This is a genomic window from Hyphomicrobiaceae bacterium, from assembly GCA_041397645.1.
Classification (GTDB): Bacteria; Pseudomonadota; Alphaproteobacteria; order Rhizobiales; family Hyphomicrobiaceae; genus Hyphomicrobium_B.
In genome coordinates this window covers 497,653-524,393 of the sequence record JAWKWE010000004.1, presented here as the reverse complement: position 1 = coordinate 524,393, position 26,741 = coordinate 497,653, and the positions used below count along the sequence as shown (strand labels likewise).

Below are 26,741 nucleotides of genomic sequence, written 5' to 3'. Positions count from 1 at the left end.
TCCGGATCGGGAGAACGAACGGGGACGACGGAGAACGATATGGCCGATACGCACGCGAAGCATCACGACTATCACCTTGTCGATCCAAGCCCATGGCCGCTGTTGGCGTCGATTTCGGCGTTTGTGACGGCTCTTGGCTTCATCGCGCTGATGCGCACGCATGTCGACGGACAGGGCGTATTCGGCATCAAGGGTCCTTACCTGTTTGGTATGGGTATGCTGGCGCTCATCGCTACGGCCTGGGCGTGGTGGCTGGATGTCATCCGCGAGGCCAACAAGGGCGATCACACACCCGTTGTTCAGCTCCATCTGCGCTACGGTATGATCCTGTTCATCGCTTCGGAAGTGATGTTCTTCGTGGCTTGGTTCTGGGGCTATTTCGACAGCGCCCTGTTCCCTGCGGGCGTGCATGAGTTGACCAACAACTCTGAACTCGTCGGCTTGACGACACGTAATCAGGTTTATGGTGGCGTGTGGCCGCCCGTGCCGATCGATGCCACCGCAACGATGACGCCGGGCTTCTTCAAGCACACGTTCAACCCCTGGGGTCTGCCGCTGGTCAACACGCTGATCCTGCTGACTTCGGGCTGTACGGTGACCTGGGCGCACCATGCTCTGCTCAAGAACGACCGCCGTGGCCTCGTCATCGGCCTCGTGCTGACCGTTCTGCTCGGCGCAACCTTCACCTTCTTGCAGTATCTGGAATACAGCCACGCTGGTTTCAGCTTTGCAGGCCATACCTACGGCTCGACATTCTTTATGGCGACCGGCTTCCACGGCGCTCACGTGATCATCGGCACGCTGTTCCTGCTCGTGTGTCTGGTTCGCGCGATGCGGGGGGCCTTCACGCCGCAGCAGCATTTCGGTTTTGAAGCGGCTGCCTGGTACTGGCACTTCGTCGACGTGGTCTGGCTGTTCCTCTTCGCCTGCATCTACGTTTGGGGTGCTGGCGCAATCGCGGAAGGCGCGGCTGCGGCTGCCGGGCACTGATTGGTCGTCAGATCGAACAAGACAAGTAAGGCGGCCTATGGCCGCCTTACTTTTTTGAGCCTGCGGTGAGAAACAGTTGAGGGCGCAGCTGGCCGGCAGATTTGCAAGCTGGCGCGCACAACATGGGATCGTTGAAGATGACAACACCGAGCGTGCTGGAGACCGGTCTGAAATGCCGCTGTCCGCGATGCGGAAAGGGTCCCTTGTTCACCCAGGTGCTCAATATGCGCGAGACCTGCTCGGAATGCGGCCTCAACTACAAATTCGTGGATACCGGTGACGGCCCGGCCGTATTCGCGATCTTCATCCTGGGCTTTCTTTGCGTCGGCGGTGCACTGATTGCGGAGTTCAAGTTCGGCGTCCCCTGGTGGGGGCACGTCCTGCTTTGGGGGATTCTGACGCCGCTTCTGGGCGTCTTCCTGCTGCGTTTCATCAAGGCGACATTGATCGCGCTGCAGTATAAGAACAAGGCAGAAGAAGGCCGGCTCGAAGGGAAGTGATCGGGCGGCTTGCGAGCGCTCGCGAAACGGATGCAGACGACCGCGCGGACGTGCGCGTCGATCTATCCTTGGCCCTCACCTAGCAATCTGGAAAGTGTAATGTTTGCACGTTTGAAGGCCGCGGGTCTGATTTGGCCAACGATCATGACGATCCTGGCGTTGCCGGCACTGATCGCGCTCGGTAACTGGCAGTGGCACCGCAAGACCTGGAAAGAAGACCTTATCGCAAAGATCGATGCTCGCTCGAAGGGAGATCCGGAAAGCTACGCGCAGGTGCTTGAGCAATATAAGCGCGATGGCGAAGCGGAATACCAGAAGGTGCAAGTCAAAGGCACATTCGATTACGCAACGGAGCATTACCTCTACGCGCCAAACAGAGACTCTCAGGGCTGGGACGTATTCACGCTGCTCGCTCCTGAGGGAGGTGGCCCGCCGGTGTTCGTCAATCGCGGCTGGGTGCCTGATCGGCTCAAGGATCCTTCAACCCGCGCGCAAGGTCAGGTCCCCGGGCCCGTCGATGTCGTCGGCTTGGTACGCGGACCCGAAACGCCCGGCGCGTTTGAGGTCGCATCCGATCCCAAACACAATCAGTGGTACTGGCGTGATCTCGACGGTATGCGTTGGGCTCCAGATGCGCCGCCGACGCCACAGCAACGCGAGACCATGCGCATCACCCCGTATGCGCCGTTTTCCATCGACGCCCTGGCAGAGCCCGCCAATCCGGGAGGCTGGCCGAAGGGCGGCACCACTCAAATTCACCTTTCCAACCGCCACTTGGAATATGTGCTCACGTGGTGGGGCTTGGCGGTCACCCTGGTTGTGATCTACGGCGCTTTCGCTTGGCAGCGCCTCAGGCGCGGCAAGGAGCCCTCCTGATGGGCCATCCCCGGCCGGGGACCAGCCCTGAGTTGGGCCCGCGGTTGTACTGGTTTTGTGCCCGATCGTTTCTTTTAGCTCGGCTTGCCCGACCACGGTCAGCACTCTACTCTTCAGCCACCTGCCAAGCTCAAGCGAATAAAGCATTTCCATCGTTCGAACTGAGCGAAAAGACCCAAGAAAAGAGATAGATAGACGTGAACTACATTTCGACACGCGGTGAGGCGCCCACGCTTGGGTTTGAGGATGTGCTGCTGGCAGGGCTGGCGCGCGACGGCGGGCTTTATGTCCCCGAAACGTGGCCGAAGCTGCCCTCGGAGACCATCCTGGCGATGGTCGGAAAATCCTTTGCCGAGGTTGCGGTCGAGGTCATTCATCCCTTTGTCGGCGATGCCATCACGCGGGATGAGCTGCGCGCCATGGCCGATGATGCCTATGCGACCTTCAGCCATCCGAGCGTGACACCTCTGGTCGAGATTGGACCCAACCGATTCATCCTTGAGCTGTTCCACGGCCCAACGCTGGCTTTCAAGGACGTCGCCATGCAGTTGCTCGCGCGGCTGATGGATCATGTGCTTGCCAAACGCGGGCAGCGGGCCACCATCGCAGGGGCCACCTCGGGCGATACCGGCGGAGCGGCGATCGAAGCCTTCCGCTCATCCAAGCTCGTCGATGTGTTCATTCTCTACCCGCAAGGCCGCGTCTCCGCCGTGCAGCGGCGCATGATGACGACGCCGACGGAGCCGAACGTTCATGCACTTGCCATCGAGGGGACGTTCGATGACGCCCAGGCGCTGGTGAAGGCGATGTTCAACGACCACGCCTTCCGAGATCGTGTGCAACTCTCAGGCGTCAATTCGATCAACTGGGCCCGGATCGTCGCGCAGGCCACCTACTACTTCGTTGCCGCCAGTGCGCTGGGGGCGCCGCTACGCGAGGTGTCCTTTGTCGTGCCGACGGGAAATTTCGGCGACATCTTTGCAGGCTTCGTCGCGGCTCGCATGGGGCTGCCGGTTGCCAACCTCGTAATCGCCTCCAACGCCAACGACATCCTGCCGCGCACCGTTGCGAGCGGACGCTATGAGATGCGGCCGGTGCAGGCGACGTCGTCGCCATCCATGGACATTCAGATTTCTTCTAATTTCGAGCGTTATCTGTTCGAAGCTTCGGGCCGTGACGCGGCGCTCATTCGCGGTCTCATGGGCTCTTTGCAGCAGAGCGGGAGCTTTGATCTTGGGTCTTTGACGCAAACGCTGCAGAAGCATTTCAAGGCGGCCTCCGCCAGCGAGCAGGAGGTAGCGGACGCTATCCGCCGCACACACGATCAGTCCGGTTACCTCCTGGATCCGCACACCGCTTGTGCCGTAGTGGCAGCAGACAAGACGCTTCCACATCACGGAGGGCCCGCTCAGGTCATTCTGGCAACGGCCCATCCGGCCAAGTTCCCGGATGCGCTTGAGGCGATCACTGGGCATCGTCCACAGTTGCCCGAGCAGCTCTCCACGCTCATGACGGACGCGGAGCGTACCGAGGTGCTACCTGCTGAGCTTGGAGCGATCGAGCGCTACATCGAAGGCGCCTCGCGTGCATTGGTGAAGGCGTAAGACATGAAACCTGAAGTCACCACGCTCGCAAATGGAATCCGTGTCGCCTCCTGCCGAATGCCGCAGGTAGAAACTGTTTCCCTCGGCATGTGGGTGGGCGTTGGCGCCCGCCATGAGGAGGCGAACGAGCACGGCCTTTCGCATCTTCTCGAACACATGGCGTTCAAGGGTACAGCATCGCGCTCAGCTCGCCGCATTGCCGAGGAAATCGAGGAGGTTGGCGGAGATCTGAATGCCTCCACCGGGCTCGATTCCACCGCCTATTATGCCCGCGTACTCAAAGGCGATGACAAGGTGGCGCTGGAGTTGCTGGCGGACATCCTACTCAACTCTTCGTTTTCGGAGGAAGAACTCGAGAAGGAACGCGAGGTCATTCTGCAGGAGATCGCCGGAGCAAAGGACGATCCTGAGGATATCGCCTACGAGTTGCTGCAGGAGACCGCCTTTCCCGGTCAAGCCGTAGGACGCCCGATCCTGGGAACGCCCAAGAGCGTGCGCGCCATCTCCGCCGCTGATCTTAAAGGCTTTCTTGGTCGCAAATATGCGCCCCAAGCGATGGTGTTCTCGGCTGCAGGAGCTATCGACCACGATGTGTGGGTCCGCCACGTTGAGGCCCTATTCGGCAGGCTCACTCCTAGCGAAGACGGGGGTGAGTCTCGCGCGCACTACGCGGGCGGAATTTCGGCATCGGGGAAATCGTTCGAGCAGGCCCATCTGCTGATCGGCTTTCCGTCGCCGTCCATCCTCGATGATGACTACATGACCGCGCAGGTCTTCTCCGGCGTTTTGGGTGGCGGGATGTCTTCCCGGCTGTTCCAGGAGGTGCGGGAAAAGCGCGGGCTTTGCTATGCCATCTATTCGAGCGTTTGGGGGCTAAGAGACACGGGCATGCTGGCGGTTCACGCAGCGACGGGTGTGCGGATGGTCGATGAACTTGCAAAAGTCGTCGCCGGAGAACTCGCAGCCCTTGCCGATCAAGGCCCCTCAACGAGCGAGATCCATCGTGCCCAGGCTCAGCTCAAAGCTGGTTTGCTGATGGCGCTGGAAAGCTCATCCGTTCGCGCGGAACAGATGGCACGTCATCTTCTGGCTCATAACCGCATCATTTCGCCGGCCGAACTCACCGGCCGGGTCGAGAAAGTTACCCCGGAGAGCGTTCAGGCGCTCGCCCGCAAATTGTTGAGTGAAAAGCCCACGCTGGCGCTGGTTGGTTCTGGTCGCAAGGCGAAGGAGCAGGCGGAAAATGCCGCCGCTGCCATCGTCGAGACAGTAGCTCGGGCTTGAGGGGGCTACGGCATGGCATTCCTGAGGTCTCCGCTACCTGAGGATTACCTGGAGCCGATCTGCGCCCCGAACCTCACGCTACGTGCGCCCGGTTTGAGCGATTACGTGGCATGGGCGGAGGTGCGCGCCCTGAGCCGTGCTCACTTGGCGCCGTGGGAGCCCACCTGGTCGCGCGATGAGCTGACACGTCTTGCCTATCGCCGCCGCTTGAAGGTCTATGGCCAGGATGCACGCGACGATCACGGCTATTATTACTTCATCACCGCCAGCCCCGGCGACACGCTGATGGGCGGCATTACTCTGTCGAACGTGCGCCGTGGCGCGGCTCAGTGCGCGACGCTGGGATATTGGATCGGCGCTCCGTTCGCAGGTCATGGTCATATGCAACGCGCCGTCAATCTGATGACGGCGTTCGCATTCCGCACGCTACGTCTGCACCGGGTAGAGGCCGCCTGCATGCCCGGCAATCTGCCTTCGCGCCGCGTGCTTGAGAAATGCGGTTTTCAGCGCGAAGGATTGGCCCGGCGATACCTGAAAATCAACGGCGCTTGGGAAGATCACTTCATCTATGCCTTGACGGAAGAGGACGGCGCATTGAAAGGTCTGACGCGGGGTAATCTGCCATGACCTTGATCCGCCGCGGATTGCGGCTCATTGCGCACATACCGGAACGGCTTGCGGCCTCTGCGCCAGTGGCTGTCCTGGCGGTGGCGTGGCTCATCGCGACCGCCCCTGCCGCCCGCGCTCTAACGCCCATCGTCGTTGAGCCGGAACAAGAGAAGATCGAGATCACCACTCTCGGCGAGGCCTATGAAGGCCGCGGCGACAGCCTGCAGGTCGAAACGGCGGCAGGCAACGATGGCGTTTCAGGCCGAATGACCGTGCGCGCGTCGGTTCCGGGAGCCAATCCGAACTGGATGGTATTTGCGCTCTCCAACAAAACCGACAAGCCGATCGAACGCTGGCTGACGGCAGACCGCTACAACGTAATTGGTTCTGGCACCATCTGGCCGGATCTCGACGCCCGGCGCGTGGAAAGCGTCACGCCGTCCATCGGCTTCGTGCCAGAACGCATCAAGAGTGACCGCGCCGACGTTTTTCGCATTACGCTGGAGCCTGGACAGACAATCACCTATGTCGCGGAGCTGTCGTCGGAGCGCTATGCGCGTCTCTACCTGTGGAAGCCGATTTCATATGAGGTCAAAACGCGCGACCGGCAGCTTTTCAACGGCGCGATGCTCGGCCTTACCGGCTTGCTGGCAATCTTTCTCACTGCGGTTTTTGCGGCCAACCATAAGATCATTTTTCCTGCCGCCGCTCTCGTTTCGTGGTCAGTGCTGACGTACTTGTGCGTCGATTTCGGGTTCTTCCACAAACTGTTCAACCTGAGACCGGAGGACAACGCGGTTTATCGCGCGGCCGGTGAAGCGGCCATGGCGGCGAGTTTCGTGATGTTCCTCACGACCTTCCTGCGTCTTGGGCTGTGGCATGGTCTGGTGCGGATGTTGATCGGCGTCTGGGTCATCGCGCAGCTAGCGCTTGTTGCGGTTGCCGTCATCGATCCACGCCTGGCCGCCACGTTCGCGCGGTTGTCGTTCGTGGCAATTGGCGCGATCGGCGCGATGTTTACGCTCTTCCTCGCGGTACGCGGGCAAGACCGCGCCCTATCACTCATTCCAACCTGGGTCTTCTTTCTGGTCTGGATTTTCGCCACGGGCATGACGCTGTCGGGCCGCTTGTCTACCGACATGGTGGTAAGCGGCCTTGTCGCCGGACTGGTGTTGGTCGTTATCCTGATGGGCTTCACGGTCACTCAGTTTGCCTTCCGCTCCAACGACTCTGTCTACGCCGGCGCGCCCTCTGAGCTTCAGGCGCGGTCGCTCGCCATTGCCGGATCGGGCTCCGCGGTGTGGGAGTGGAACATCCGCCGCGACGAGTTCAAGGTTGGTCCCGAAGTAGAGGCGGCGCTTGCCTTGATGCCCGGCGAGTTGTCAGCCAAGTCAGACGACTTCGTCCATCACATACATCCGATGGATCAGGAGCGATTCCGTGTCATGCTCCTTTCAGCACAGGAACGCGCGGGAGTTCGTATTCGCGCCGATTTCCGGATGCGCCATACCGACAATAGCTGGCGCTGGTTTGAGCTTGAGGCAGCTAGTATTCCAAACGCCGATGGAAGAACGCTGCGCTGTGTCGGTCTTATGCGCGACATCACCAATGCCAAGCGCGCCTACGAGCGATTGCTGCATGATGCTGTGCATTGCAGCCTGACGGGCCTTCCCAATCGCGAGCTATTCCTTGATCGGCTGCGTACGGCGGTCGCGCGTGCCAAGACTGAAAGCAACATCAGGCCAGCCATTCTTTTCCTCGACATTGACAAGTTCAAGAGCGTGAACTCGACATTCGGAATGGTGCGCGGGGACAGCATGTTGCTGACCGTTGCGCGCAGGCTGCAACGACATCTTGGGCCGCTCGATACGGTGGCACGGGTCGGGGGCGATCAGTTCGCGATGCTGTTCCTGTCGGAGGAGGATGCCCGCAATCTGCCCTCGCTTGCGGAACGTGTGCGCCGATCACTGCGCGCGCCTATTCCTCTCGCCAATCAGGAAATCGTTCTCACCGGGTCGATCGGTGCCGCGCTTTGGGACAACACAAGCGTGGGTGACGGCGAGCTTCTGAAGGAAGCTGAGATTGCCATGTACCGCGCCAAGCGCGCCGGCGCCGACCGCGTCGTGGCTTTCGAGCCCGCCATGCGGCGCGACCGTGACGAGCGCATTCAGATCGAGAGTGACCTGCGCAAGGCACTCGACCGCAATCAGCTTAAAGTTCTCTACCAACCCATCGTCTATCTGCCGACCAAGGAACTGGCGGGCTTCGAGGCGCTGGTGCGCTGGGAGCACCCCAAACTCGGGCTGCTCAATCCGGTTTCATTTGTGCCGGTGGCTGAAGAGAGCGATCTCATCATCAAGCTCGGCACCAACGTGCTGCTGAAATCCGCGCACGATGCGGCGCGCTGGCAGAGCGAGTTGCCGCGCTCCGAGCGGCCTTTGTTTGTGTCGGTCAATGTTTCGAGCCGTCAGATTTTCCGGCCGGAAGCCGTTCAGGAGATCCGCCACGTCCTCGGCCGCAACATCGTGCCTAAGGGATGTCTGCGGCTCGAAGTTACCGAGACGCTTGTGATGGAGAATCCAGAGCAATCAGCGGAGGTTCTGGAGTCCTTGCGCGGTGCAGGTGCGGAACTGGCACTCGATGACTTCGGAACCGGATACTCGTCGCTTGCCTATCTGCAGCGGTTCCCGTTCGACACCATCAAAGTCGACCGCGAGTTGGTGCGAGGTAGCTCGTCGGGGCAGGGCGCGGCGATCATGCGCTCGATCGTGGCTCTGGCACATGAACTGGGCAAAGGAGTTGTGGCTGAGGGCGTCGAGAGCCACGACGAAGCAGCGTTCTTGCGGTCCATAGGTTGCGAATATGCGCAAGGTTATCACTTTGGCGAACCGATGCCTGAGCGCGATGTGTTGCAATTGCTGAAGTTGATCCGCAAGTCGGAACGCAAAATGCAGCCGCGTGGGTTCTTCAAGGCAAAAGCGTCGAGTAAGAAACAGGCTGAACACGAGTCGGGCGACAACGCCGAGGCCACGCCGACACCGAATGCGCCGGTACTTACCGCAGCTAATGGTGCGGAAGATTCAAAGACGAACGTCTTACCCCAGTCCGTGGTGCGCGCGCGCCATCGTCAGGCGGCCATCAACGGACAGGCACGGGCCGCCAAGCCGGAAGGTTCCAAACCACAAGCTGGGCCACCGCAGGTGCCGCTGGCGATCGTCGCCAAGAACGACGCTGTGTTGCCGCCTTTGGGAACCGCTGCTGGTGTTTCGGCCAAACCGCCCGCACCATCCCAGATGGTCCCGCGCTCACCACCTGTGAAGTTGAGGCCCGTCGTGCGCACAAGCCCGGCGACCGCTCAGCCTGCGGCCTCGCTGCCGCCTGTGCCGCCGTCTGACCCGCGCATGGGCGTACCCAAGACGCAGCCACCGCCGCAACCTTCTGCTGGGCTGCCGACCCTGCCAACGGCGGCAGTGCCGCCGTTGCAATTGCCGCCCACAGCGGCCCCTGAGCGACGTCCTCCAACATACGCAAACGGTGCGTCTCCGCCTCCGCCAGCGTCTGTTCCGGAATCAGTTGGACTGCAAGGACTGCCTGCCGCCGATGTGGGGCCAGCACTCTTGCGTCCTTTGGGCGAAGCGTTAGCGCGTTCTGCTGGCGGCAACGGGGCGCCTGCCGCGAACGGTACTGCAACGGCTGACGATGTGCCGCCGACCGGCCGCCCCATGCGTGCACCACCGCCGCCGCTGCCGAGCCAGCCTCAACCACAGGCGTTGCAGCCGGATTTTTCAAATCTTCCGCCGGGAGTTGCGGCTTCGCTTGCGCGTCTTGCCGGAGTGAAGCCAACCGGGCAAACCAAGGAAAAGAAGGACGGCACTGGTTGAGCTTTGGCTCATGATGGCCGCTGCCCTAGGTTAAGGGGCGTAGTCTTCGGATAGAGCCCAGATTGCCAAGTTCGGACTAGGCGTGTCCCGCGTCGTTGACGAGGTGGGAAAGATCAATGCCGATCTTGGCCATTGCGCGGGCGTACTTGTTTTCAAGGTCTGAGCCGAACACCAGCTCAGGATCTGCCGGGCAAGACAGCCATCCGTTGGCCTGGATTTCGCTTTCGAGCTGCCCCGGCGACCACCCGGCATAGCCTAATGCAAGCAGGGCTTTGTCAGGCCCCTGGCCAGCTGCGATGGCCTTGAGGATGTCTATAGTCGCGGTCAGGCAGATGCCGCTTTCGATTGCGAGCGTGGAGTCTTCGGCAAAGTAATCACCGCTATGAAGAACGAAGCCGCGTCCAGTCTCCACCGGGCCACCGACCTGGATGGATAGGGAAAGAACGTCACCAGAAATCTCGTCGTTGGTGCTGCGCGTCTCAATGCCGAGCCGCTCCAGCAGATCGGGTGCGGTTATGTGGTCGGCCCGTTGATTTATGATTAAGCCCATTGCGCCTTCCTCGGAGTGTGCGCACATGTAAATCACCGACCGTGCAAACCTCTTGTCGGACATGCGTGGCATCGCAACGAGCAGCTGACCTTCCAGGTAGCCGCTACTGATTTCTCCACCGGGCCGGTGCTTTGGCGCTTTCATGGCAGATTTCGGCGCTTTGGGCTTACGCTTGGGCTTTCGTTTGGGCACGTTCATGTGACTAGACTAAACCCGTAACAGCGAAGAAGAAAGCCCTTCGATTATCCTCACCCGCCGGCAAGCAGTCGGCGGTTCGCCATGGTGAAGAATTTGAAAGCAGAAGACAGGCTGATGATGATGAATAAGTGCGGGTTTGCCCGCATCGGCGCGGTCGTGGGCGCGGTTTGTACGATGCTCGTGTTGAGCGCAAACGCGCACGCTGATCAATCGGACTGGGTCCAAGGTTACGACAACAAGGCGCGCTTGATCGCAATGGCCAAGCCGCGCGAAGGAAGCAATGCGGCCTATGCGGCTGGATTGGAAATCCAGATGAGCCCGGGCTTCAAGACCTATTGGCGTAGTCCGGGTGAAGCAGGCGGCGTTCCGCCGGAGTTCGATTGGACCGGATCAGACAATCTTGCTTCGGCACAAGTGCTGTATCCTGCGCCTCACCGGCTGATCGACAAAGCCGGTGCGAATATCGGCTACAAGGATCATGTGATCTTTCCGGTCGAGATCACGCCTCAGGATCCCTCCAAACCGGTAAAGCTGCATCTCAAGGCCGTCTACGGTGTGTGCAAGAACATTTGCATCCCCGCGGAGGTGGAGATGGAGTTTGAGGTTTCCGACAAGACAGAGATCGATGCCGAATTAACCTCAGCACTTGCCGGCGTGCCCAAACTTCTGGACGTTGCGGAAAAGAAGTCCGGCTCGACAGCCCCCGTACTGGACTCTTGGCGTATCGAAAAGCGCGACAGCAAGGCTATGTTGGTTATGGACGTCGCTGGCGAAGGTGCCGAGGGCGACGTGTTTCTTTTTTCCGACGAGGGCATCTACCTTCCGATGACCAACAAGGTGAAACCAAACCTGTTCGAAGCGGATTTGACGGACGCAGGAGACCTCAAGGACTTGGCGGGGAAGAAGATCTGGGTGACGATGGTCGGAACCAAAGGCCAGTCGGAAACCTTGATTTCTCTGCCTGAAGATATCGCAAAGCCGTAAACAGCAAACACCAAGTATCAACATACGAACGAGCACGAGGAAACAGACCCCATGACAATTAAAGTCGGAGACCGGCTTCCGGCCGCGAAATTCATGACGATGGGACCCGAGGGCCCCGTTGCTAAAACGACGGATGAACTATTCAAAGGCAAGAAGGTTGCGTTGTTCGCCGTGCCTGGCGCTTTTACGCCAACATGCCACAAGGCCCATCTGCCAGGTTTTGTCGATCGCGTCGGCGAACTGAAGGCCAAGGGCGTTGATACCGTTGCTTGTGCGGCGGTAAACGATGTCTTCGTGATGGACGAATGGGCCAAGGCCACCGGCAGCGATGGCAAGATCCTGATGCTGACGGATGATGGAGCGTCATTCACCAAGGCCATCGGGCTCGATATCGATTTGTCGGGAGCTGGTATCGGACTCGGCGTGCGTTCAAAGCGCTATGCGATGATGGTCGAGGATGGCGTCGTCAAGGTGTTGAACGTCGATGATAGTCCGCCAGTCCATGATAAATCGAGTGCCGAGACTTTATGCTCGATGATCGACCGATCGCTCTAAGCGCTAGGTCTCAGGGCGTCGGCGTCGCGTGGCCGCAACCGGCGCGCGGCGCGGATGCCACTTCAACTTCGACTTTGGCCGTTGCGACCTTCCATGAGCGATCTAACGGACGCGGTATTCATTCGCAGACTATTGCTGACAGCCCTGGTGGTGGCGCTGATAGTGGCTGCGTGGTTGTTATCGCCGCTTTTGTTGTTGGCATTCGGGTCAGTGCTGATTGCGATGGCCTTGCGGTCTTTGGCGCGACCTTTCGAGCGCATCGGCCTTTCAGAAACCTGGTCGATCGTGTTGACGACATTGCTGATCGTCGCCGGATTGGTCGCGGCAATCGTTTTCTTCGGCACCGAAATGGCGAGCCAATGGCAAGCGTTGGACGCTCGCCTGAGCACATTGTTGAGCGATGCCAGCAAGGCGCTTGGCGTCAATTCGCTAGAGGAGTTGCTGACAGGCTCGGGCGCCAAAGGCGGCATCGCAACCATGCTGCCGCGCTTTTTGTCGTGGGGTGCTTCAGTCGGCCAAGCCGTTCTTGGAGCAAGTGTGATGTTGGTCGGCGGGGTCTATCTCGCCACCGACAGCAAGTCCTACCGCGAAGGGGTGCTCAAGCTTATACCTAAAGACTACCGCGCGAACGCCATCGCAACGCTGGAAGACATCGGTGAGGCTTTGCACAGATGGCTTGGCGGCGTTCTTGTCGCGATGGTGTTGGTAGGCTTGATGACCGGGTTTGGACTCTGGATCGCAGGCGTTCAATCGCCGTTGGCGCTCGGGCTCCTTGCCGGATTGGCGAATGCTGTTCCCTACATTGGCTCGATCATGGCGGCTGTGGTGACGACAGCAATTGCCGCGGGTCAAAGCTGGCAGGCGATGCTGGGTGCTTTGGTCGTTATGATCATCGTGCAGCAGGTCGAGGGTAACCTCATTACGCCGCTTGTTGTCGGCCGCGCGGTTTCCATTCCGCCCGCCACTGGTTTGTTCGCTATCGTTGCTATGGGGATGTTATTCGGACCGCTCGGCGTTCTGCTAGGCTTCCCGCTTTCGATTGTGATCGATATTGCGGTACGTCGGCTCTACATTCGGGATGTGCTCGACGAGCCGGTTGAAATCCTCGGCGATGCTGCAAAACGTTCTGACGAGGCGGTTGCGAGCGAGGGCAAAACCGGCTGAGCGCTTTGCGTTTCTTCTGAAGCTGAATGCTATGCCTTGAAGGGTGCCATTCCTTCGCGCGCCAGTTCGTCTGCGCGCTCGTTCTCTGGGTGGCCCGCATGGCCCTTCACCCAATGCCATGAGATTTCATGCTGGGCGCGCAGCTCATCCAGCTGCTGCCACAGCTCTGCGTTCTTGACGGATTTCTTGTCAGCCGTCTTCCAGCCGTTGCGCTTCCAACCGTGGATCCACTGCGAGATGCCGTTTTTTACATATGCGCTGTCGGTATAAAGTTCGACATGGCTACGGCGCTTGAGAGCCGCGAGGGCGGCAATAGCCGCCATAAGCTCCATGCGGTTGTTCGTGGTATGAGCCTCGCCGCCTTTCAGCTCTTTGCGGTGTGCTCCATAAATCAGAATCGCGCCCCAGCCGCCGGGGCCGGGGTTACCCGAGCACGCGCCGTCGGAATAGATCACGACCGGCGCCAGTTCCTTGTTCGTCATCCGGCCACCTCGTAGCCGTAGTCTGCAAGCGACGTGGCGCTCTGGTGAAAGCGAAGCCGACGAACGTAGTCGAAGGGATCTTTGCGGGCTACAAGCGCGTTCTTGGGCGTGTTGAGCCAATCGTAGCTGCGGGTCAGAAGAAAGCGCATGGCCGCCCCGCGCGCCAACAGCGGAAACGCCTCGCGTTCGCCCTTCGTCAATGGGCGCACATCCTCATAACCCTTGATAAGCGCGCGGCCCTTGGTGACGTTGTAGGAGAAATCGCTTTCGAAACACCAGGCATTGAGAGCAATGGCGATATCGTAGGCGAGTGCGTCGTTGCAGGCGAAGTAAAAGTCGATGAGGCCCGACAACTTGTTGGCGATGAAAAACACGTTGTCTGGGAATAGATCGGCGTGAATGACGCCTTCGGGAAGGTCGCGCGGCCAACGCTTTTCAAGCACGTCGAGTTCGTTGGAGATCAGTGTATTGAGGCCCGGCAGAATGTCATCGCAACGGCTAGAGAACTTTTCGAACAGAGGTCGCCAGCCAAACATGCCGAGGGCATTGCGCCGCCGGAGTCCGAAATCCTGCGACGCCAGATGCATACGTGCCATTGCTCCGCCGACTTCCATCGCCTGTACCGCCGATGGCTTGCGCGGCCAAACGCCTTCCAGAAACGTGATGAAAGCTGCGTGACGTCCAGCGATCTTATTGAGGACCTTGCCCTCGCGGTCGTGCACCGGTAGCGGACACGTCACGCCGCGCTGGGACAGGTGCTCCATCAGGCCGAGAAAAAACGGCAGGTCGTTTGGATCGACGCGCTTTTCGTAAAGCGTGAGGATGTACGTGCCTGAAGTGGTGTTGACGAGATAGTTGGAGTTCTCCACGCCCTCGGCGATCCCCTTGTAGGACATCAGCTGTCCCAGCCCGTAGGCATCGACGAAGCGAGTAAGCTCCTCGTCATTGATCTCGGTATAGACGGCCATCAGGAACCCCGCTCAAGGCCCGCATATGCGCTCAGCCGGCGCTTGCTCGCAACTGCCTTGGCACATTGAATACGACGTGTTCCTCCGCCGAGGTGACCACGTCCACGCTGACATCGTACCGTTCGGCGAAGGCGTCAATCACTTCATCGACGATGACTTCGGGCGCGGATGCCCCGGCTGTGAGCCCGATTGTCTTGAGCGGCGGGAGGCTGTTCCAATCGAGGCCGGACGCGCGCTCCAGCAGAAAGGCGTTTCGGCAACCGGATCGTTCGGCCACTTCGACCAGTCGCAGCGAGTTGGAGCTTTGCGGGCTGCCGACCACGATAAGGCAATCGACTTTCCCGGCGATGGCCTTGACCGCATTCTGCCGGTTGGTGGTTGCGTAGCAGATGTCTTCTTTTACGGGGCCCGCAATCGACGGGAATCGGGCGCGGAGAATGCCGACGATCTCCGCAGTGTCGTCAATGGAAAGCGTGGTTTGGGTGACATAAGCAAGCTTGTCGGGGCTCTTCGGCGAGAACGCGCGGGCATCGCCTGCGGTTTCGACCAGCATGACGGCGCCCGGAGGGAGTTGCCCCATGGTGCCTACCACCTCTGGATGGCCGCGATGGCCCACCAAGACAATCTGGCGGCCGTTTTCGTGGTGGCGCATGGCCTCCATGTGAACCTTGGACACGAGGGGACAGGTTGCGTCCAAAACGAACATATTGCGGGATTTGGCGTCTTCGGGCACAGACTTGGGCACGCCGTGTGCCGAAAAGATCACGGGCTGGTCGGTGTCTGGGATCTCAGACAGTTCCTTCACAAAAATGGCGCCTTTCGCCTTGAGAGAGTCGACCACGAAGCGATTGTGGACGATCTCATGGCGGACATAGACGGGAGCACCGAATTTCTGCAAAGCCTGTTCGACAATCTGAATCGCGCGATCCACGCCGGCGCAGAAGCCACGCGGAGCAGCGAGAAGGATCTTGAGTGGCGCCTTTTTCTCGGGGGAATGCCCGGGCATTGGGGCGGTCATCTTGGTAAAAGTCCTTTTATATCAGGTGATAGCGCCACAAAAGCTCTTGGACGGTGAGGTCGCGGGATGCTACGGTGCTTTGGGGACAATGCAAGGGGTCTGGGTACAAAACCCAGGGGGACCGACTTGGATAATGCCACATTATGGGGCGCCGCCGCGACGCCACGCCAAAAGTTGGGCGAGCGTCGTTCGGCTTGGCGTCTGGCAGGCGTTTTGGCCGTCGTCACGCTGAGCGCGACGCTCGCTGGCTGTGGCATGTCGAGCCTGACTTCGGGGCTGGGCGGGGGCATGTTCGGTTCGTCTTCGACGAGCGGGGCGGCTGGCGGCGACGTGAGCGAAGAGGCCCTTTTGACCGCCGCCAAGTCTGGCGATACCGCGACCACCGGCAGCACCAACGTCGGCGAAATCTCTGGCGGGTGTCCGCGTATGGTTCTGGCTTCGCGCGACAATAACATCACCTTCTACGAGCCTGGGCGCGCTGGCGATGGTCTTGCCATCATGCACCGTGGCGAAATCACGAAGACCGCGCGCGAGTGCCAGGTTGAGCCTGGTCGCGTAACGGTTAAATACGGCTTCTCAGGGCGTGTTCTGCTGGGGCCGCGTGGCAAGCCGGGCAGTATCACGCTGCCGGTCAATGTCACTGTTACGGATTCCAAGCGCGCGCCCGTTACGGGACAACACATGAATGTGGATGTCGTCGTCGGTGCCGATAAGCCGATCGGTTACTTCTCAGCCGTGCAGTCCATTACCTTCGATCTTCCCGAAGGCACACGACCCGGCGAGTTCGAAGTTACCGTGGGCTTTGATCCTAAGGCGGCGGGCGCGGGCTGACGTTCCGCCATGTTGTGACACGCGCAGAATTTTCCTCAAGGGCTTGAGCACGGCGTTCTGACTGCGAAGGTGAAACTTCGCTGTGGGGTCACGAGGTGTCGCGCGAATTTCGGCGTAGCGTACGCAGACCGGCGATCACGGCGAACAGAGCGACTGCCACCAAGGCTGCGACGAGGGCATACGTCGCTATTGTTCCGAGATATCCGAACACGACGGTCAGCGCGACGTTCACGATCGCGAAGATTGCGTCGATGAAGACCGAGATCGGATTTGAGCTCACAAGCATGGAGCCTTCTCTTTCATCCAACCGCGTTGAGACTGTGGCGCGTGATCCGCGACGGTTGGAAGCGGAAGGCGTCTGAGAGCGATAGCCCCTTTAGGTCATTGGCTTACAATTTGGACAAGGAGGAACGTGCGGGGCTTCGGAACGTTCTTCCAAGCATGAGATCCAACCCGATAAGTGAGGCTTACCCATGCTTTCCCCCGAAACGGTCCCGACGCAGTCTTCCTCATCGCTCAAAGCCTTCTTGGTGGCGGGAATAGCCTTGGCGGTTGCAGGCATTGTTGGCCCACCTATCGCGTTTGCAGCTGAAACCTATACCAGTGCTCAGGCCGATCAGGGGCATCAGCTATTTAACGATCACTGCGCGGAGTGCCATAGGCCCGATCTCACCGGCGCTCTTGGGCCGGCGCTGAAGGGGTCTGCGTTTGCGCAAAGGTGGACGGGCAAGTCGGTCGAAGACTTCTATCAGTTTGAACACGCCAATATGCCTGCAAATAGCCCTGGGGCGATGCCCAAGGATGAGATGCTTGCCATCACGGCCTATATTCTGAAGCAGAATGGCGTGACCTCTGGCAGCAGCGTGCTCACTGAGACAACCGCAAAGTCCATGAAGATGCCGGCGGGCTGAGCGGCGCAAAACAGCCGGCAAAGCTCCAGTGATGCGCTCATAAGAAAAGCCGGGCTTGAGGCCCGGCTGGATGGGTGTTCAGGATCAGGAAAGGCTTAGTTGAGCTTGCCCTTAAGATCCTTGATCGCATCGTCGATCAAACCGCTGCTGGTAGCACCGGTGACCTTGCCTGCGATGATCTTCTCGGCGGCAGAAAGCGCAGCATCTACCGCGGCGGAGCGAACTTCACTGAGGGCCTGAGCTTCAGCCCGGGCGATCTTCTCTTCTGCCATCTTCGAGCGGCGCTCAAGGCTCTCTGTGAGCGCCTTGTTGCTCTCCGAAGCCAAAGCCTCAGCCTCGCGCTTGGCCTGCTCGATGATGCTCTTGGCCTCGTTCTCGGCCTCCCGCGCCTTGGTCTTATAATCGTTGAGGAGAGCTTGGGCCTCCTCACGCAGCCTGCGCGCCTCGTCCAACTCGGTCTGAATGGCTGTTGCGCGCGAGTCGAGAGCCGTACCGATGATCTCAGGCACCTTGTAGTAGACCAGCAGGGCGACGAAACCGACGAAGGAAACGAGGACCCAGAAATATGGATTAAGCGGATCTAACATCAGTTCCTCACTCGCCTGCCGAAGGGCTCAGCGCCTTCTTGATGTCGTCAGCACTGACGTTCTGGCCGATCAGCTTGGAGACAACGGCACCAGCCGCGTCGGCCGCGATGTCGTTGACTGCCGAAAGCGCCTTGGTCTTAGTCGCTGCAATGCGCTGCTCGGCGTCTTGAAGCTTTCCAGCGAGCGTCTTCTCGACGCTCGCCTTTTTTGTTTCGGTCTCCGCCGCAAGCTGATCGCGCGTGTCCTTAGCGATCGTCGAGGCTTTGGCGCGAGCATCGGCCAGCGCCTTTTCGTAGTCTGCGAGCGCTTTATCGGTATCATCCTTCAAGCGCTGCGCAGCCTCCAGATCGCGCGTGATGCGATCGGCGCGCTCCTCCAGAACTTCTCCGATACGCGGAAGCGCAACCTTGGAGAGGATGAAGTACAACACGGCGAACGTCAGCACGAGCCAGAAGATCTGGGGTGCGAACGTGTGTGCGTCGAGCTGCGGCAGGCCGCCGCCACCCGAATGGGCCGCCTCGGTGGCTGCTTCGGTAGCCGCCTCGGCTGCTGCCGCTGCGAGCACTGTCATGCCGGCAAGCATAGTCCCCTCCAATTGCTGTCGTTACGCTGTCGTTCGGATCAACCGAAGAGGATCAGCAGAGCGACGAGCAGGCCGAACAGGCCGGTAGCTTCAGCAAGCGCGAAGCCGATGAGCAGGTTCGTGAACTGGCCGGGAGCAGCCGACGGGTTGCGAAGCGCGCCCGAGAGATAGTTGCCGAAGATGTTGCCGATGCCGATACCGGCGCCGATCAGAGCGAAGCAGGCGAGGCCCGCGCCGATGAACTTAGCTGCTTGAGCTTCCATTGTAGTGTCTCCCTTGGATTGCAATAGGTTGGATTAGAGTGATTGCCATGACGGCGCGGGCTATCTGCCCGCTCCCATCAGTGATGCATGTTCACCGCGTCGTTGAGGTAGATGCAGGTGAGAACCGTGAAGATGAAGGCCTGAAGGATTGCAACAACCAGTTCCAGGCCCGTGAAAGCAACCATGAAGCCCGCCGGTGCGATCTTGCCCCACCAGGGCAGCATCACGGCGAAGCCGGCAAACACCTTCAGCATGGTGTGGCCCGCCATCATATTGGCGAACAGACGCACCGAGTGGCTGATGGGGCGGATGAAGTAGGAGATCAGCTCGATCACCACGATTAGTGGCAAGAGCAGAAGCGGCACGCCTTCCGGCACGAAAAGCTTGAGATAGCCAAAGCCGTGGCGGGCGAAACCGATGCCGGTGGCGACCAGCCAGACCATGGCGGCAAACGCGAAGGTGACGATGATGTGGCTCGTCACTGTAAAGCCGCCGGGGACCATGCCGAGCAGGTTGAGAACCAAGATGAAGATGAAGATCGAGAACACCCAGGGGAAGTACTTCATGCCTTCCGACCCGAGGTTGTCCTTCACCATCTTGGCGATGAATTCGTATACGAGTTCGGCCAGAGATTGCAGTCGCGTGGGCACCAGCGAGCGGTTACGCGAGGCATACATGAGAAAGCCGACGATCAGGGCCAGGGCGATGACCATGAACAAGGAGGAGTTGGTGAAGGAGACGTCATAGCCGAACAGGTTCAGATCATAGATCTTATGGATCTTGAACTGAGCGATCGGACCGTGATCTTCGTGCGCGCCTTCAGCAGCCAAGGTGACCCCCCTAGTTGTCCTTCTCGTCGTCGTCATCCACCACCGAGGGTGCCGCTTTCTGAAGAGCGACGTTCTCCGCCTGGGCTTTTTGAGCCGCGCGGATCACATTAAGAAGACCCGCTGCGAAGCCGATGATAACGAACAAAACCAGCATCCATGGCGCTGAACCGAATTGCTGGTCCAATAGCCAACCGATAAACCCACCGACGCCAACGCCCACCACCAATTCAGCCGCGTAACGAAACGCTTGGCCGAAGGCTGCACCCCGGCGGCGGTTCTCCTCGTCGGCATCGTCTTGGCGGGAGCGTGCCTTAACGGCGTCCAGCTTTCGGCCGATGTCTTGGGAGCGCTGCCGGATGGCTTCGCGATCCTCGGGACTGATTTCACCACGTCCGGGCTCTTGGCCCTTGCCTTCACCAGACATGGCTTGGTCCGTCCGAATAGATGCAGGAATTCACACTCGTCGGGTATATCGACGGGCGGCACCATAGTTACGGGGGGGTAGGGTGTCAAGGAAACGGCCGGGGTCCAACGGGGCCGTCCGGTATGGCGAAACCGCGCAGGGGCAAGCCTTCTACGAGCTCGCTGACACATGGTTTTCTATGCCCGCCGACCCTATCGAGGCAGCGAGCTTTTTTCATAAAAACGACGTGTGCGCTGAATCGGGTTCGGCCAGTCCGGGAGTTGCCAAGGTCATCGCTCTCGGACTGGGCCATGTTCAGGGTGTGGATGGGGCCGTAGCGCCTTCACCAGAGGGTGTGGCAGCGTCGGTTTCAGACGAAATTTGCTCCATTTTCTGGGCTTCCTCTGGCGTGAAAGCTGTCATCAGGGCTAAGCCGAGGACGCCGATCAACACCAGTGAAACTACCAGAACGCGAAGGTTCATAAAGCGCCGGGAGCCTTGGCGTGCCTCTGTGGGTGTAAGAACAGTATCGCTATCGGGTCGATGATTATCCCTCACGCCGCGCGGAATTGTATTCGGATTCATGGCCGCCCCTTCTCCTATCTGTCGCAGTTTCAGAGCTTCTAAGGGGCAACGCATGGCGCGACACTTCGTTCCGCCGGGTGCAGACAGACAGAGCAAACTCAAATCGGCCCGGCAAACTTAATCGGGAACTCAATTTCGGTGAGATGTGGCGATGCGCGCCACCTCGCTGGTCACGTTTAGACCGCCTCGCGGAAGCTCTGCGCCGTCTGCAAATCTACTGAAACGAGCTGCGAGACGCCCTTTTCGGCCATGGTGACGCCGAACAGCCGGTTCATGCGTGCCATTGTCATCGGGTGATGTGTGATGACCAGGAAACGCGTGGCGGTGTCGGTCGCCATGTGCTCCATCAGACGGCAAAAGCGGTCCACGTTGGCGTCGTCAAGCGGTGCATCGACTTCGTCCAGCACGCAGATGGGTGATGGATTGGTCAGGAACACCGCGAAGATCAGCGACAAAGCCGTCAATGTCTGCTCACCGCCTGAAAGCAACGAAAGCGTTGCAGGCTTCTTACCTGGCGGCTTGGCAATAATCTCAAGCCCGCCTTCCAGAGGATCTTCAGGGCTTTCGATCATCTCCAGGCGTGCCTCGCCACCACCGAACAGGTGTGTGAACAGCCGTTCGAAGTGGCCGTTGACGGTCTTGAAGGCTTCGTCGAGCCGCGTCTTGCCTTCCTTGTTCAGCTGAGAGATGGCGCCGCGCAACTTCGCAATCGACTCGTCAACATCGTTGCGTTCGCTCTGCATGCTGTCAAGCTGCGTAGAAAGCTCGGTGAGGTCTTCGTCGGCCTGTAGGTTGACCCCGCCAAGGCGCTCGCGGTCCGTCTTCAGTCTCGTAAGCTGCCGGTCAACGTCGGCGAGTTCGGGCAACTGGGTGCCGGCTTCAAGTGCCGCAAGCGACAGACAGTTCTCCGGCGCAACTTCGAAGGTTTCGCGAATGCGGCGCGCCTCGTCCTGCCGTCGCTGACGCGCGTTTTCAAGTTTGGCCTCAATGCGCGCCTTCGCTTCGCGGGCGCAGGTGACTTGCGTCTGAGCCTCGCGCAGCACTTGGGTAGCTGATTTCATGGCGGCCTCAGCTTCGACCAGTTTGTCCGCGGCCTGCTGGCGCTCCGTGTCGGCGCGCGAGAGTTCCGAAAGCAGGTTTTCACGATGCTTCGCGATCCTCTCAGGTAGATCGGCGTAGGTTTCGAGCTCGGTGCGGGCCTCTTCCAGCCGCGCGGTGAGCGATTCTATCTGGGTCTTGGCGTTTTCCTGACGCCCCTTCCAGCGCGTGATGTCGGCGGTGACGTGGCGAATGCGCTCCACTCGGATTTGCCGGTCGCGCTCCAGGCTAGCCAGCAGCAATCGAGCTTCCGACACAGCCTTGCGGGCGTTTTCCGCTCCGGCTTGTGCTTCGCGCAGCTGCGGCTCCAGATCCTCTCCTTCGCTCAAGGTCACGATCTGCGCCTCGATCTCGACGTGGCGCGACTGCGCGCGGGTCAACTCTTCGTCGGCTCGTGCGCGCTGAGCGTTGGCAGCAGCAAGGCGTGTGTCGGCCTCACGCGCGCTCTTCTCAAGCACGGTCAGCTGTTCGCGAGTCCTAGCAAGTTCGCCTTGCTTCTCGCGCCAAAGCTGACGTAGTCGGCGCTCTTCAGCCTCGGCCCGCTGGGCAGCCTCGGCCGCCGCGCGTTCTGCATCGATTGTATCCTTGGCTTGGGCGAGAACCTCGGCCGCGCGCCGGTCGAGTTCAAGCAAGCGGTTCTTTTGCGCAAGCCGCTGAGCTGCGGGCGTTACGCCGTCAGCGGCGGCAACAAAGCCGTCCCACCGCCACAGGTCGCCTTCGCGCGAAACAAGGCGCTGACCGGGTTTTAGATGCGGTTGCAGGCGTGCACCGTGTTCGCGCGCGATAACGCCAATCTGGCGCAGGCGGCGCGTCAACTCCGGCGGGGCCTCGACGTGCATAACGAGCGGTTCGGCATCAGCCGGCAAGGCGTGGTCTTCGAGACCGACATCGAGTGTGCGCCAATGAATACTTGCCTCGGGCGCAATTGGCGCATCGAGATCATCTCCAAGTGCCGCGCCGAGTGCGGTTTCGTAGCCGGGCGCGACCCTGATTTGATCAACGACGGGCGGAAAGCCACCCTCGTTTGCGGGGGACAGCAACTTGGCGATGGTTTCGCGCTCGGTCGAAAAAGCATTGGCCGCAAGCCTCACACGCGCAGCCTCGTCGCGCCGTGCGCGTGCTTCCGATTGTGCGACCTTGCTTGCTTCTTCTGCAGCGATGGCCTGAGCCTCGATCTCGGTGATCTCGGAAGCCAACAGCTGCCCGGCTTCGGCGATATGGGAGACCCTCTGCGCGTCAGGTGCGTTCTCTTCGATCTGCTTGATTTGCGCATCCAGGCTTTCGATCTGGTGGGAGATCTTGTTCACGACCTCCTTGCGCTCGGTGAGTTCCGCCTCCAGGCTCCTCAATCTAGCACGAACTTCCGCAGCCTTGTGCGTAATCTCGGCAAACCGCGTCTCGGTCTCGCTGCGGCGTTCTTCAGCCTCATCGACCTTCTCGCGCGCGGTCTCTTCCTGCGCGTTTTCGGTCATCTCAGCGTCACGCTGCGCGTCCAGATCGGCTTCCAGGCGAACGAGGGTTTCTTGCGCCTCCGTGATGAAGCTGTTTTCACGCGCGAGATCGGTCTCGAACTGGCGGGCGCGTGCCTGCAATTCCTTGGCGCGCGTCGTGGCGCGTTCGGCCTCGCGATCAAGATTTTCGCGCTCGATCTTGAGGCGTGCGAGCGCGGCCGCCTTGATGGCTTCCTGCTCGCGCAACGGCGGGACGGTTTCAGCCAACGCCACTTCTTCGTTGAAAGCCCTGGATTCTGCTTCGGCGGCTGCGCCGAGTTGCATCATAGCCTGTGCCAGCGCGCTTTCCTCGGCGTTGACCGTTTGTTGTGCTGCGCTCCAGGAAAGATGCAGCATAAGAGCTTCGGCCCTGCGGATCTCGGTAGAGATCTCCTTGTAACGGCGCGCCTGCCGGGCCTGCCGTTTGAGGCTCTCGGCTTGCGAATTCATCTGGCCCAGAATGTCGTTTAACCGTGCGAGATTGGCTTCCGCGGACTTCAAACGAAGCTCGGCCTCGTGGCGGCGTGTGTGAAGGCCTGCGATGCCGGCTGCGTCTTCCAGAATCCGGCGGCGGTGTTCGGGCTTCGAATTGACGATCTCGCCGATTTGGCCCTGACGTACGAGCGCTGGCGAACGCGCGCCAGTCGAGGCATCTTCGAACAGAACCTTTACGTCGCGCGCACGCACTTCCTTTCCGTTGATGCGATAGGCCGAGCCCGCCTCGCGTTCGATTCGGCGGGTGATTTCCAGCACATCTTCGCCATTCAACTCGGCGGGGGCCTTGCGCGCCGAATTGTCGAGGAACATCGTGACTTCGGCGCTGTTGCGCGCCGGACGGCTGGTGGTGCCGGAGAAGATCACGTCATCCATAGCGGCTGCGCGCATGGACTTGTGCGAGCTTTCGCCCATGGCCCAGCGGAGGGCTTCAAGCAGGTTGGATTTCCCGCAGCCATTAGGGCCGACAACACCGGTAAGCCCGGGCTCGATCAAAAGCTCGGTCGGTTCGACGAACGATTTGAAGCCCAGCAACCGCAGTCGCGTAATTTTCATTTCCGGTCCCCAGAGCCCGCGCACACAACTTTCATATGGGGTCTAGATGCGGCGCGCGTGTTGCACACGATGTCAGTTGGCGCCTGCCGGTTGAGCTGCCATCGCCGCATCGTTATTTGGCTGCGGCTGCTCCACCAACGCGCGAATGTCATCCATCGTCAGTACGCGCTTGTAGAGCTTGTTGCCGACGAAGAAGTTCGGCGTACCGATTATGCCGAGCTTGCGCCCACGCTCTTTGACCCACTTGAGATTCTCGATCATGACGTGATTCTCGCGGCAAGCGTCAAACTGCGCCCGAGTCATCCCCACCTGTTGCGCGACGGCGAAAATGGCGTCGGGTCGGACTTCCTGCGAGACCCAGGCGGGCTGCTGATCGAGAAAAAGGCCGTAAAGTTCGAGGTATTTCTCGGGCGGAGCACAGCGAAGTGCAATCGTTGCCGCGCCGGAGGTCTTTCCAATCGGGAATTCCCGCAGGATGTAGCGCACCTTGCCGGTGTCGATGTAGGTGCTTTTTAGCTGTGGAAAAACCTCCTTGTGGAAGCGCCGGCAATAGGGGCACGTCAAGGAGGCGTACTGCACGATCGTGACGGGCGCTGTCGCGCTGCCCCACGACATCTCGGGCAGAGGGCTCGGCGCCATCACGTCGGCGACGGTCGGATTGGCGATAACTTCGCGTGCCGCCGTTGCTGTCTGGGGCTCGCCAAACGGGGCTGGCATCCCGTCGACTCTTGTCCCCGCGGAGGGAAATGCGCCTCCGTCAGCCGGCCCGTCCTTGCTCACCCCCGAGACGGGCGGCAAGCCGTCCGCACCGCACCCCGCAAGCGGAATTGCGATTGCGAGAATTGCGATGCGGAGAATGTTCTTCAATGTCTAATGGACCTGGTTGAGACGTCGATAAAAACCTACTTCAACAACGGCTCGATGACCTTGTCGAATGCTTCCATGGTCGCCGCTTCCTGAAGCCGCTTGCCGTTGATGAAGAATGTCGGCGTCGAGCTGATGCCGAAGGCCTCGCTGGAGTGCTTACGGTCGGCTTCGAGATTATCCAGCAGCTTCTGGTCTTTCAGGCAGGTGTCGAACGATTCCTGCGTGAAGCCGGCCTGCTTGGCGAGGTCGAACAGCTTGGGCACGGGGTTGCCTTGGGTGAACGCCCAATCGGCCTGCTTGGCGAAGAAAGCCTCGATCATGCTCATGCGCTTTTCGCCGCCGAGGCACTGCACGAGCATCTGCGCGGCCTGATCAAGCGGGTTGAGCGCGAAACCGCGGAAAATGTAGTGAATCTTGCCGGTATCGATGTACTTCTTACGGAATTCTGGGAACACTTCGTTGGTGAAGTGTGCACAGTGCGGACAGGTCAGCGAGGCATATTCAACGACGGTGACTTTGGCGTCTGCCGGTCCAAGTGAGACGTCCGCCAAAACGCCGGGTTTCATCAGTTCTTCGACCGGCACTTCAGCCGGACCTTTCTGGCGCTGAGCGAGGGCGCTACCGGGCAGCATGGTGGTCAGCAAGCCAGTCGCGGCGGCGACGGCTGCGAGAGTGAGCACGGCGCGGCGCGAGTACGCGACAGCTGAAAGCTTGAGGTCGAACACGTTTGCTGCTCCTTTTCGGCAAGGCATGTGACGCGCTGTGACTGGCGCGGTATGTGCGGCTGACCTTTCAACGATAGGCTGCCGTTCAGCAGGCCCGCCTAGCACGGAACGGCCACTCGATTAAGGCAAATCACCACTGAATGGCAACTGAATGGGCGGTAAGGTCGCCGCCGGGCTAGGATTTTGAGGAAACCGACGTCCACAGCCGCGCCAGGGCTGATTTCAAATCGTCGTCGGGCAAGGCAGCAAGTTCGCCTGGTGGCTCTCCCGAAACTGTCTTCGAACCCTTAAGGGCGAAATTTTTCGTGGCGCCTGCGTGACTTAAGTCTCGATTGGGCGAGCCCGGGTGAGCCGCGGGGTCGCGGTTCAACGGTGCCTGGATGATTTTCAGAGTCTCGACCGCTCGATAGCCGAAGTAGCGGTTCACCCGGTCGATGATCTCTGCTGCGCGGTATTCGATGTCGAGCGCGCGGGCTGGTTCTACCCGCAGGACGAGGGTTCCTCCCGGGCGAACTACGTCCTCATCCGCCGCTGTATTGGCCCCTCCAGGCATTCGCGGCCAGCGGATCCTTTCGGGTGCTGTCCATCTGGCGATATCCTCGCCCGCGATGCGCGGCCACTGTGTCATGATCTCGGCGGTGTGGAAGCCGAATTTCTCGAAGGCCTTGCCTGCAATCTTAGGTACGAAGCTGCCGACGGCGCGAGCGAAACTGCCACCCTTAGTGCGCCGGTCGGGCGGAAGCGGACGTTTGGCCAGCGGGTCATTTCTTGTCAGCATCCGGACGCGACCTCATGATCGTACATTGTGGACATGCACAACTGGCTTAGCATCAAGAAATCGATTCGGAAGTCCCG

At 60.1% G+C, this 26,741-nt stretch carries 27 protein-coding genes; 12 read left to right on the top strand and 15 right to left on the bottom strand.

Features of this window, described 5'->3' with window-relative positions:
• The first annotated feature begins 39 nt into the window (after positions 1-39).
• The 7 genes from R3D51_02490 (at position 40) to R3D51_02460 (ending at position 9,744) form a co-directional block, all read left to right on the top strand.
• The gene (locus tag R3D51_02490; protein MEZ5898339.1) at positions 40-990 is read left to right on the top strand and encodes a cytochrome c oxidase subunit 3; all 951 of its coding nucleotides are present in this window, start codon (positions 40-42) and stop codon (positions 988-990) included.
• A 137-nt stretch (positions 991-1,127) separates the two neighbouring features.
• Entirely contained in the window at positions 1,128-1,490 is a 363-nt protein-coding gene (locus R3D51_02485) for a DUF983 domain-containing protein (GenBank protein MEZ5898338.1), read from the top strand.
• A gap of 99 nt (positions 1,491-1,589) precedes the next feature.
• Positions 1,590-2,366 carry an SURF1 family protein gene (locus R3D51_02480; GenBank protein ID MEZ5898337.1) on the top strand — a complete coding sequence of 259 codons (777 nt, stop codon included), beginning with the start codon at positions 1,590-1,592 and terminating at the stop codon, positions 2,364-2,366.
• 197 nt (positions 2,367-2,563) lie between these two features.
• Complete coding sequence (gene thrC, locus R3D51_02475; protein MEZ5898336.1) at positions 2,564-3,970, top strand: threonine synthase; 1,407 nt, start codon at positions 2,564-2,566, stop codon at positions 3,968-3,970.
• A 3-nt stretch (positions 3,971-3,973) separates the two neighbouring features.
• On the top strand, positions 3,974-5,254 hold the full coding sequence (locus R3D51_02470) for a pitrilysin family protein (protein MEZ5898335.1): 1,281 nt from the start codon (positions 3,974-3,976) through the stop codon (positions 5,252-5,254).
• 12 nt (positions 5,255-5,266) lie between these two features.
• Positions 5,267-5,881, top strand: a complete 615-nt coding sequence (locus R3D51_02465; protein MEZ5898334.1) for a GNAT family protein — start codon at positions 5,267-5,269, stop codon at positions 5,879-5,881.
• On the top strand, positions 5,878-9,744 hold the full coding sequence (locus R3D51_02460; protein MEZ5898333.1) for an EAL domain-containing protein: 3,867 nt from the start codon (positions 5,878-5,880) through the stop codon (positions 9,742-9,744). Before R3D51_02465 ends, R3D51_02460 begins: the two co-directional genes overlap by 4 nt.
• 76 nt (positions 9,745-9,820) lie before the next feature.
• Here the strand turns inward: R3D51_02460 and R3D51_02455 are convergent, their stop codons facing one another.
• The gene (locus R3D51_02455) at positions 9,821-10,438 is read right to left on the bottom strand and encodes a YqgE/AlgH family protein (GenBank protein MEZ5898332.1); all 618 of its coding nucleotides are present in this window, start codon (positions 10,436-10,438) and stop codon (positions 9,821-9,823) included.
• 168 nt (positions 10,439-10,606) lie between these two features.
• Between R3D51_02455 and R3D51_02450 the strand changes: the two genes are divergently transcribed.
• The 3 genes from R3D51_02450 to R3D51_02440 all read left to right on the top strand — a co-directional run bounded on the left by R3D51_02450 (position 10,607) and on the right by R3D51_02440 (position 13,195).
• A complete protein-coding gene (locus R3D51_02450) occupies positions 10,607-11,476 on the top strand; it encodes a protein-disulfide reductase DsbD family protein (protein MEZ5898331.1) in 870 nt (289 codons plus the stop codon).
• Between the two features lie 51 nt (positions 11,477-11,527).
• Positions 11,528-12,031, top strand: a complete 504-nt coding sequence (locus R3D51_02445; protein MEZ5898330.1) for a peroxiredoxin — start codon at positions 11,528-11,530, stop codon at positions 12,029-12,031.
• 93 nt (positions 12,032-12,124) lie between these two features.
• Entirely contained in the window at positions 12,125-13,195 is a 1,071-nt protein-coding gene (locus tag R3D51_02440) for an AI-2E family transporter (protein MEZ5898329.1), read from the top strand.
• A gap of 29 nt (positions 13,196-13,224) precedes the next feature.
• Here R3D51_02440 and rnhA read toward each other — a convergent pair whose 3' ends face one another.
• Genes rnhA through ispH form a run of 3 tightly spaced genes read right to left on the bottom strand, consistent with a single transcriptional unit; the run spans position 13,225 to position 15,663 of the window.
• Positions 13,225-13,677: a ribonuclease HI gene (gene rnhA, locus R3D51_02435; protein ID MEZ5898328.1), complete on the bottom strand. Its 453-nt coding sequence runs from the start codon at positions 13,675-13,677 to the stop codon at positions 13,225-13,227.
• The gene (thrB, locus tag R3D51_02430; GenBank protein MEZ5898327.1) at positions 13,674-14,645 is read right to left on the bottom strand and encodes a homoserine kinase; all 972 of its coding nucleotides are present in this window, start codon (positions 14,643-14,645) and stop codon (positions 13,674-13,676) included. Before thrB ends, rnhA begins: the two co-directional genes overlap by 4 nt.
• A gap of 31 nt (positions 14,646-14,676) precedes the next feature.
• Positions 14,677-15,663 carry a 4-hydroxy-3-methylbut-2-enyl diphosphate reductase gene (gene ispH, locus R3D51_02425; protein MEZ5898326.1) on the bottom strand — a complete coding sequence of 329 codons (987 nt, stop codon included), beginning with the start codon at positions 15,661-15,663 and terminating at the stop codon, positions 14,677-14,679.
• 126 nt (positions 15,664-15,789) lie between these two features.
• Between ispH and R3D51_02420 the strand changes: the two genes are divergently transcribed.
• Positions 15,790-16,494 (top strand): hypothetical protein, encoded by a 705-nt coding sequence (locus tag R3D51_02420; protein MEZ5898325.1) that lies wholly within the window; start codon positions 15,790-15,792, stop codon positions 16,492-16,494.
• 88 nt (positions 16,495-16,582) lie between these two features.
• On the opposite strand, the gene R3D51_02415 is transcribed toward R3D51_02420, so the two are convergent.
• The gene (locus tag R3D51_02415) at positions 16,583-16,780 is read right to left on the bottom strand and encodes a hypothetical protein (protein ID MEZ5898324.1); all 198 of its coding nucleotides are present in this window, start codon (positions 16,778-16,780) and stop codon (positions 16,583-16,585) included.
• Between the two features lie 187 nt (positions 16,781-16,967).
• Between R3D51_02415 and R3D51_02410 the strand changes: the two genes are divergently transcribed.
• Complete coding sequence (locus tag R3D51_02410) at positions 16,968-17,405, top strand: cytochrome c (protein ID MEZ5898323.1); 438 nt, start codon at positions 16,968-16,970, stop codon at positions 17,403-17,405.
• Between the two features lie 95 nt (positions 17,406-17,500).
• On the opposite strand, the gene atpF is transcribed toward R3D51_02410, so the two are convergent.
• The 10 genes from atpF to R3D51_02360 form a co-directional block, all read right to left on the bottom strand.
• Positions 17,501-17,992 (bottom strand): F0F1 ATP synthase subunit B, encoded by a 492-nt coding sequence (atpF, locus tag R3D51_02405; protein ID MEZ5898322.1) that lies wholly within the window; start codon positions 17,990-17,992, stop codon positions 17,501-17,503.
• A gap of 7 nt (positions 17,993-17,999) precedes the next feature.
• Complete coding sequence (locus tag R3D51_02400; GenBank protein ID MEZ5898321.1) at positions 18,000-18,575, bottom strand: F0F1 ATP synthase subunit B; 576 nt, start codon at positions 18,573-18,575, stop codon at positions 18,000-18,002.
• Between the two features lie 38 nt (positions 18,576-18,613).
• Positions 18,614-18,838: a F0F1 ATP synthase subunit C gene (locus R3D51_02395; GenBank protein MEZ5898320.1), complete on the bottom strand. Its 225-nt coding sequence runs from the start codon at positions 18,836-18,838 to the stop codon at positions 18,614-18,616.
• Positions 18,839-18,915: 77 nt separating this feature from the next.
• Positions 18,916-19,668, bottom strand: coding sequence for a F0F1 ATP synthase subunit A (locus tag R3D51_02390; protein ID MEZ5898319.1), 753 nt, complete (start codon positions 19,666-19,668; stop codon positions 18,916-18,918).
• A 10-nt stretch (positions 19,669-19,678) separates the two neighbouring features.
• The gene (locus R3D51_02385; protein ID MEZ5898318.1) at positions 19,679-20,092 is read right to left on the bottom strand and encodes an AtpZ/AtpI family protein; all 414 of its coding nucleotides are present in this window, start codon (positions 20,090-20,092) and stop codon (positions 19,679-19,681) included.
• A gap of 294 nt (positions 20,093-20,386) precedes the next feature.
• Positions 20,387-20,656, bottom strand: coding sequence for a hypothetical protein (locus tag R3D51_02380; protein MEZ5898317.1), 270 nt, complete (start codon positions 20,654-20,656; stop codon positions 20,387-20,389).
• A gap of 176 nt (positions 20,657-20,832) precedes the next feature.
• The gene (gene smc, locus R3D51_02375; protein ID MEZ5898316.1) at positions 20,833-24,294 is read right to left on the bottom strand and encodes a chromosome segregation protein SMC; all 3,462 of its coding nucleotides are present in this window, start codon (positions 24,292-24,294) and stop codon (positions 20,833-20,835) included.
• Between the two features lie 72 nt (positions 24,295-24,366).
• A complete protein-coding gene (locus R3D51_02370) occupies positions 24,367-25,011 on the bottom strand; it encodes a DsbA family protein (GenBank protein ID MEZ5898315.1) in 645 nt (214 codons plus the stop codon).
• A gap of 185 nt (positions 25,012-25,196) precedes the next feature.
• Positions 25,197-25,886 carry a DsbA family protein gene (locus tag R3D51_02365; GenBank protein MEZ5898314.1) on the bottom strand — a complete coding sequence of 230 codons (690 nt, stop codon included), beginning with the start codon at positions 25,884-25,886 and terminating at the stop codon, positions 25,197-25,199.
• A 175-nt stretch (positions 25,887-26,061) separates the two neighbouring features.
• Positions 26,062-26,664 carry a DciA family protein gene (locus tag R3D51_02360; GenBank protein MEZ5898313.1) on the bottom strand — a complete coding sequence of 201 codons (603 nt, stop codon included), beginning with the start codon at positions 26,662-26,664 and terminating at the stop codon, positions 26,062-26,064.
• Between the last annotated feature and the right edge of the window lie 77 nt (positions 26,665-26,741).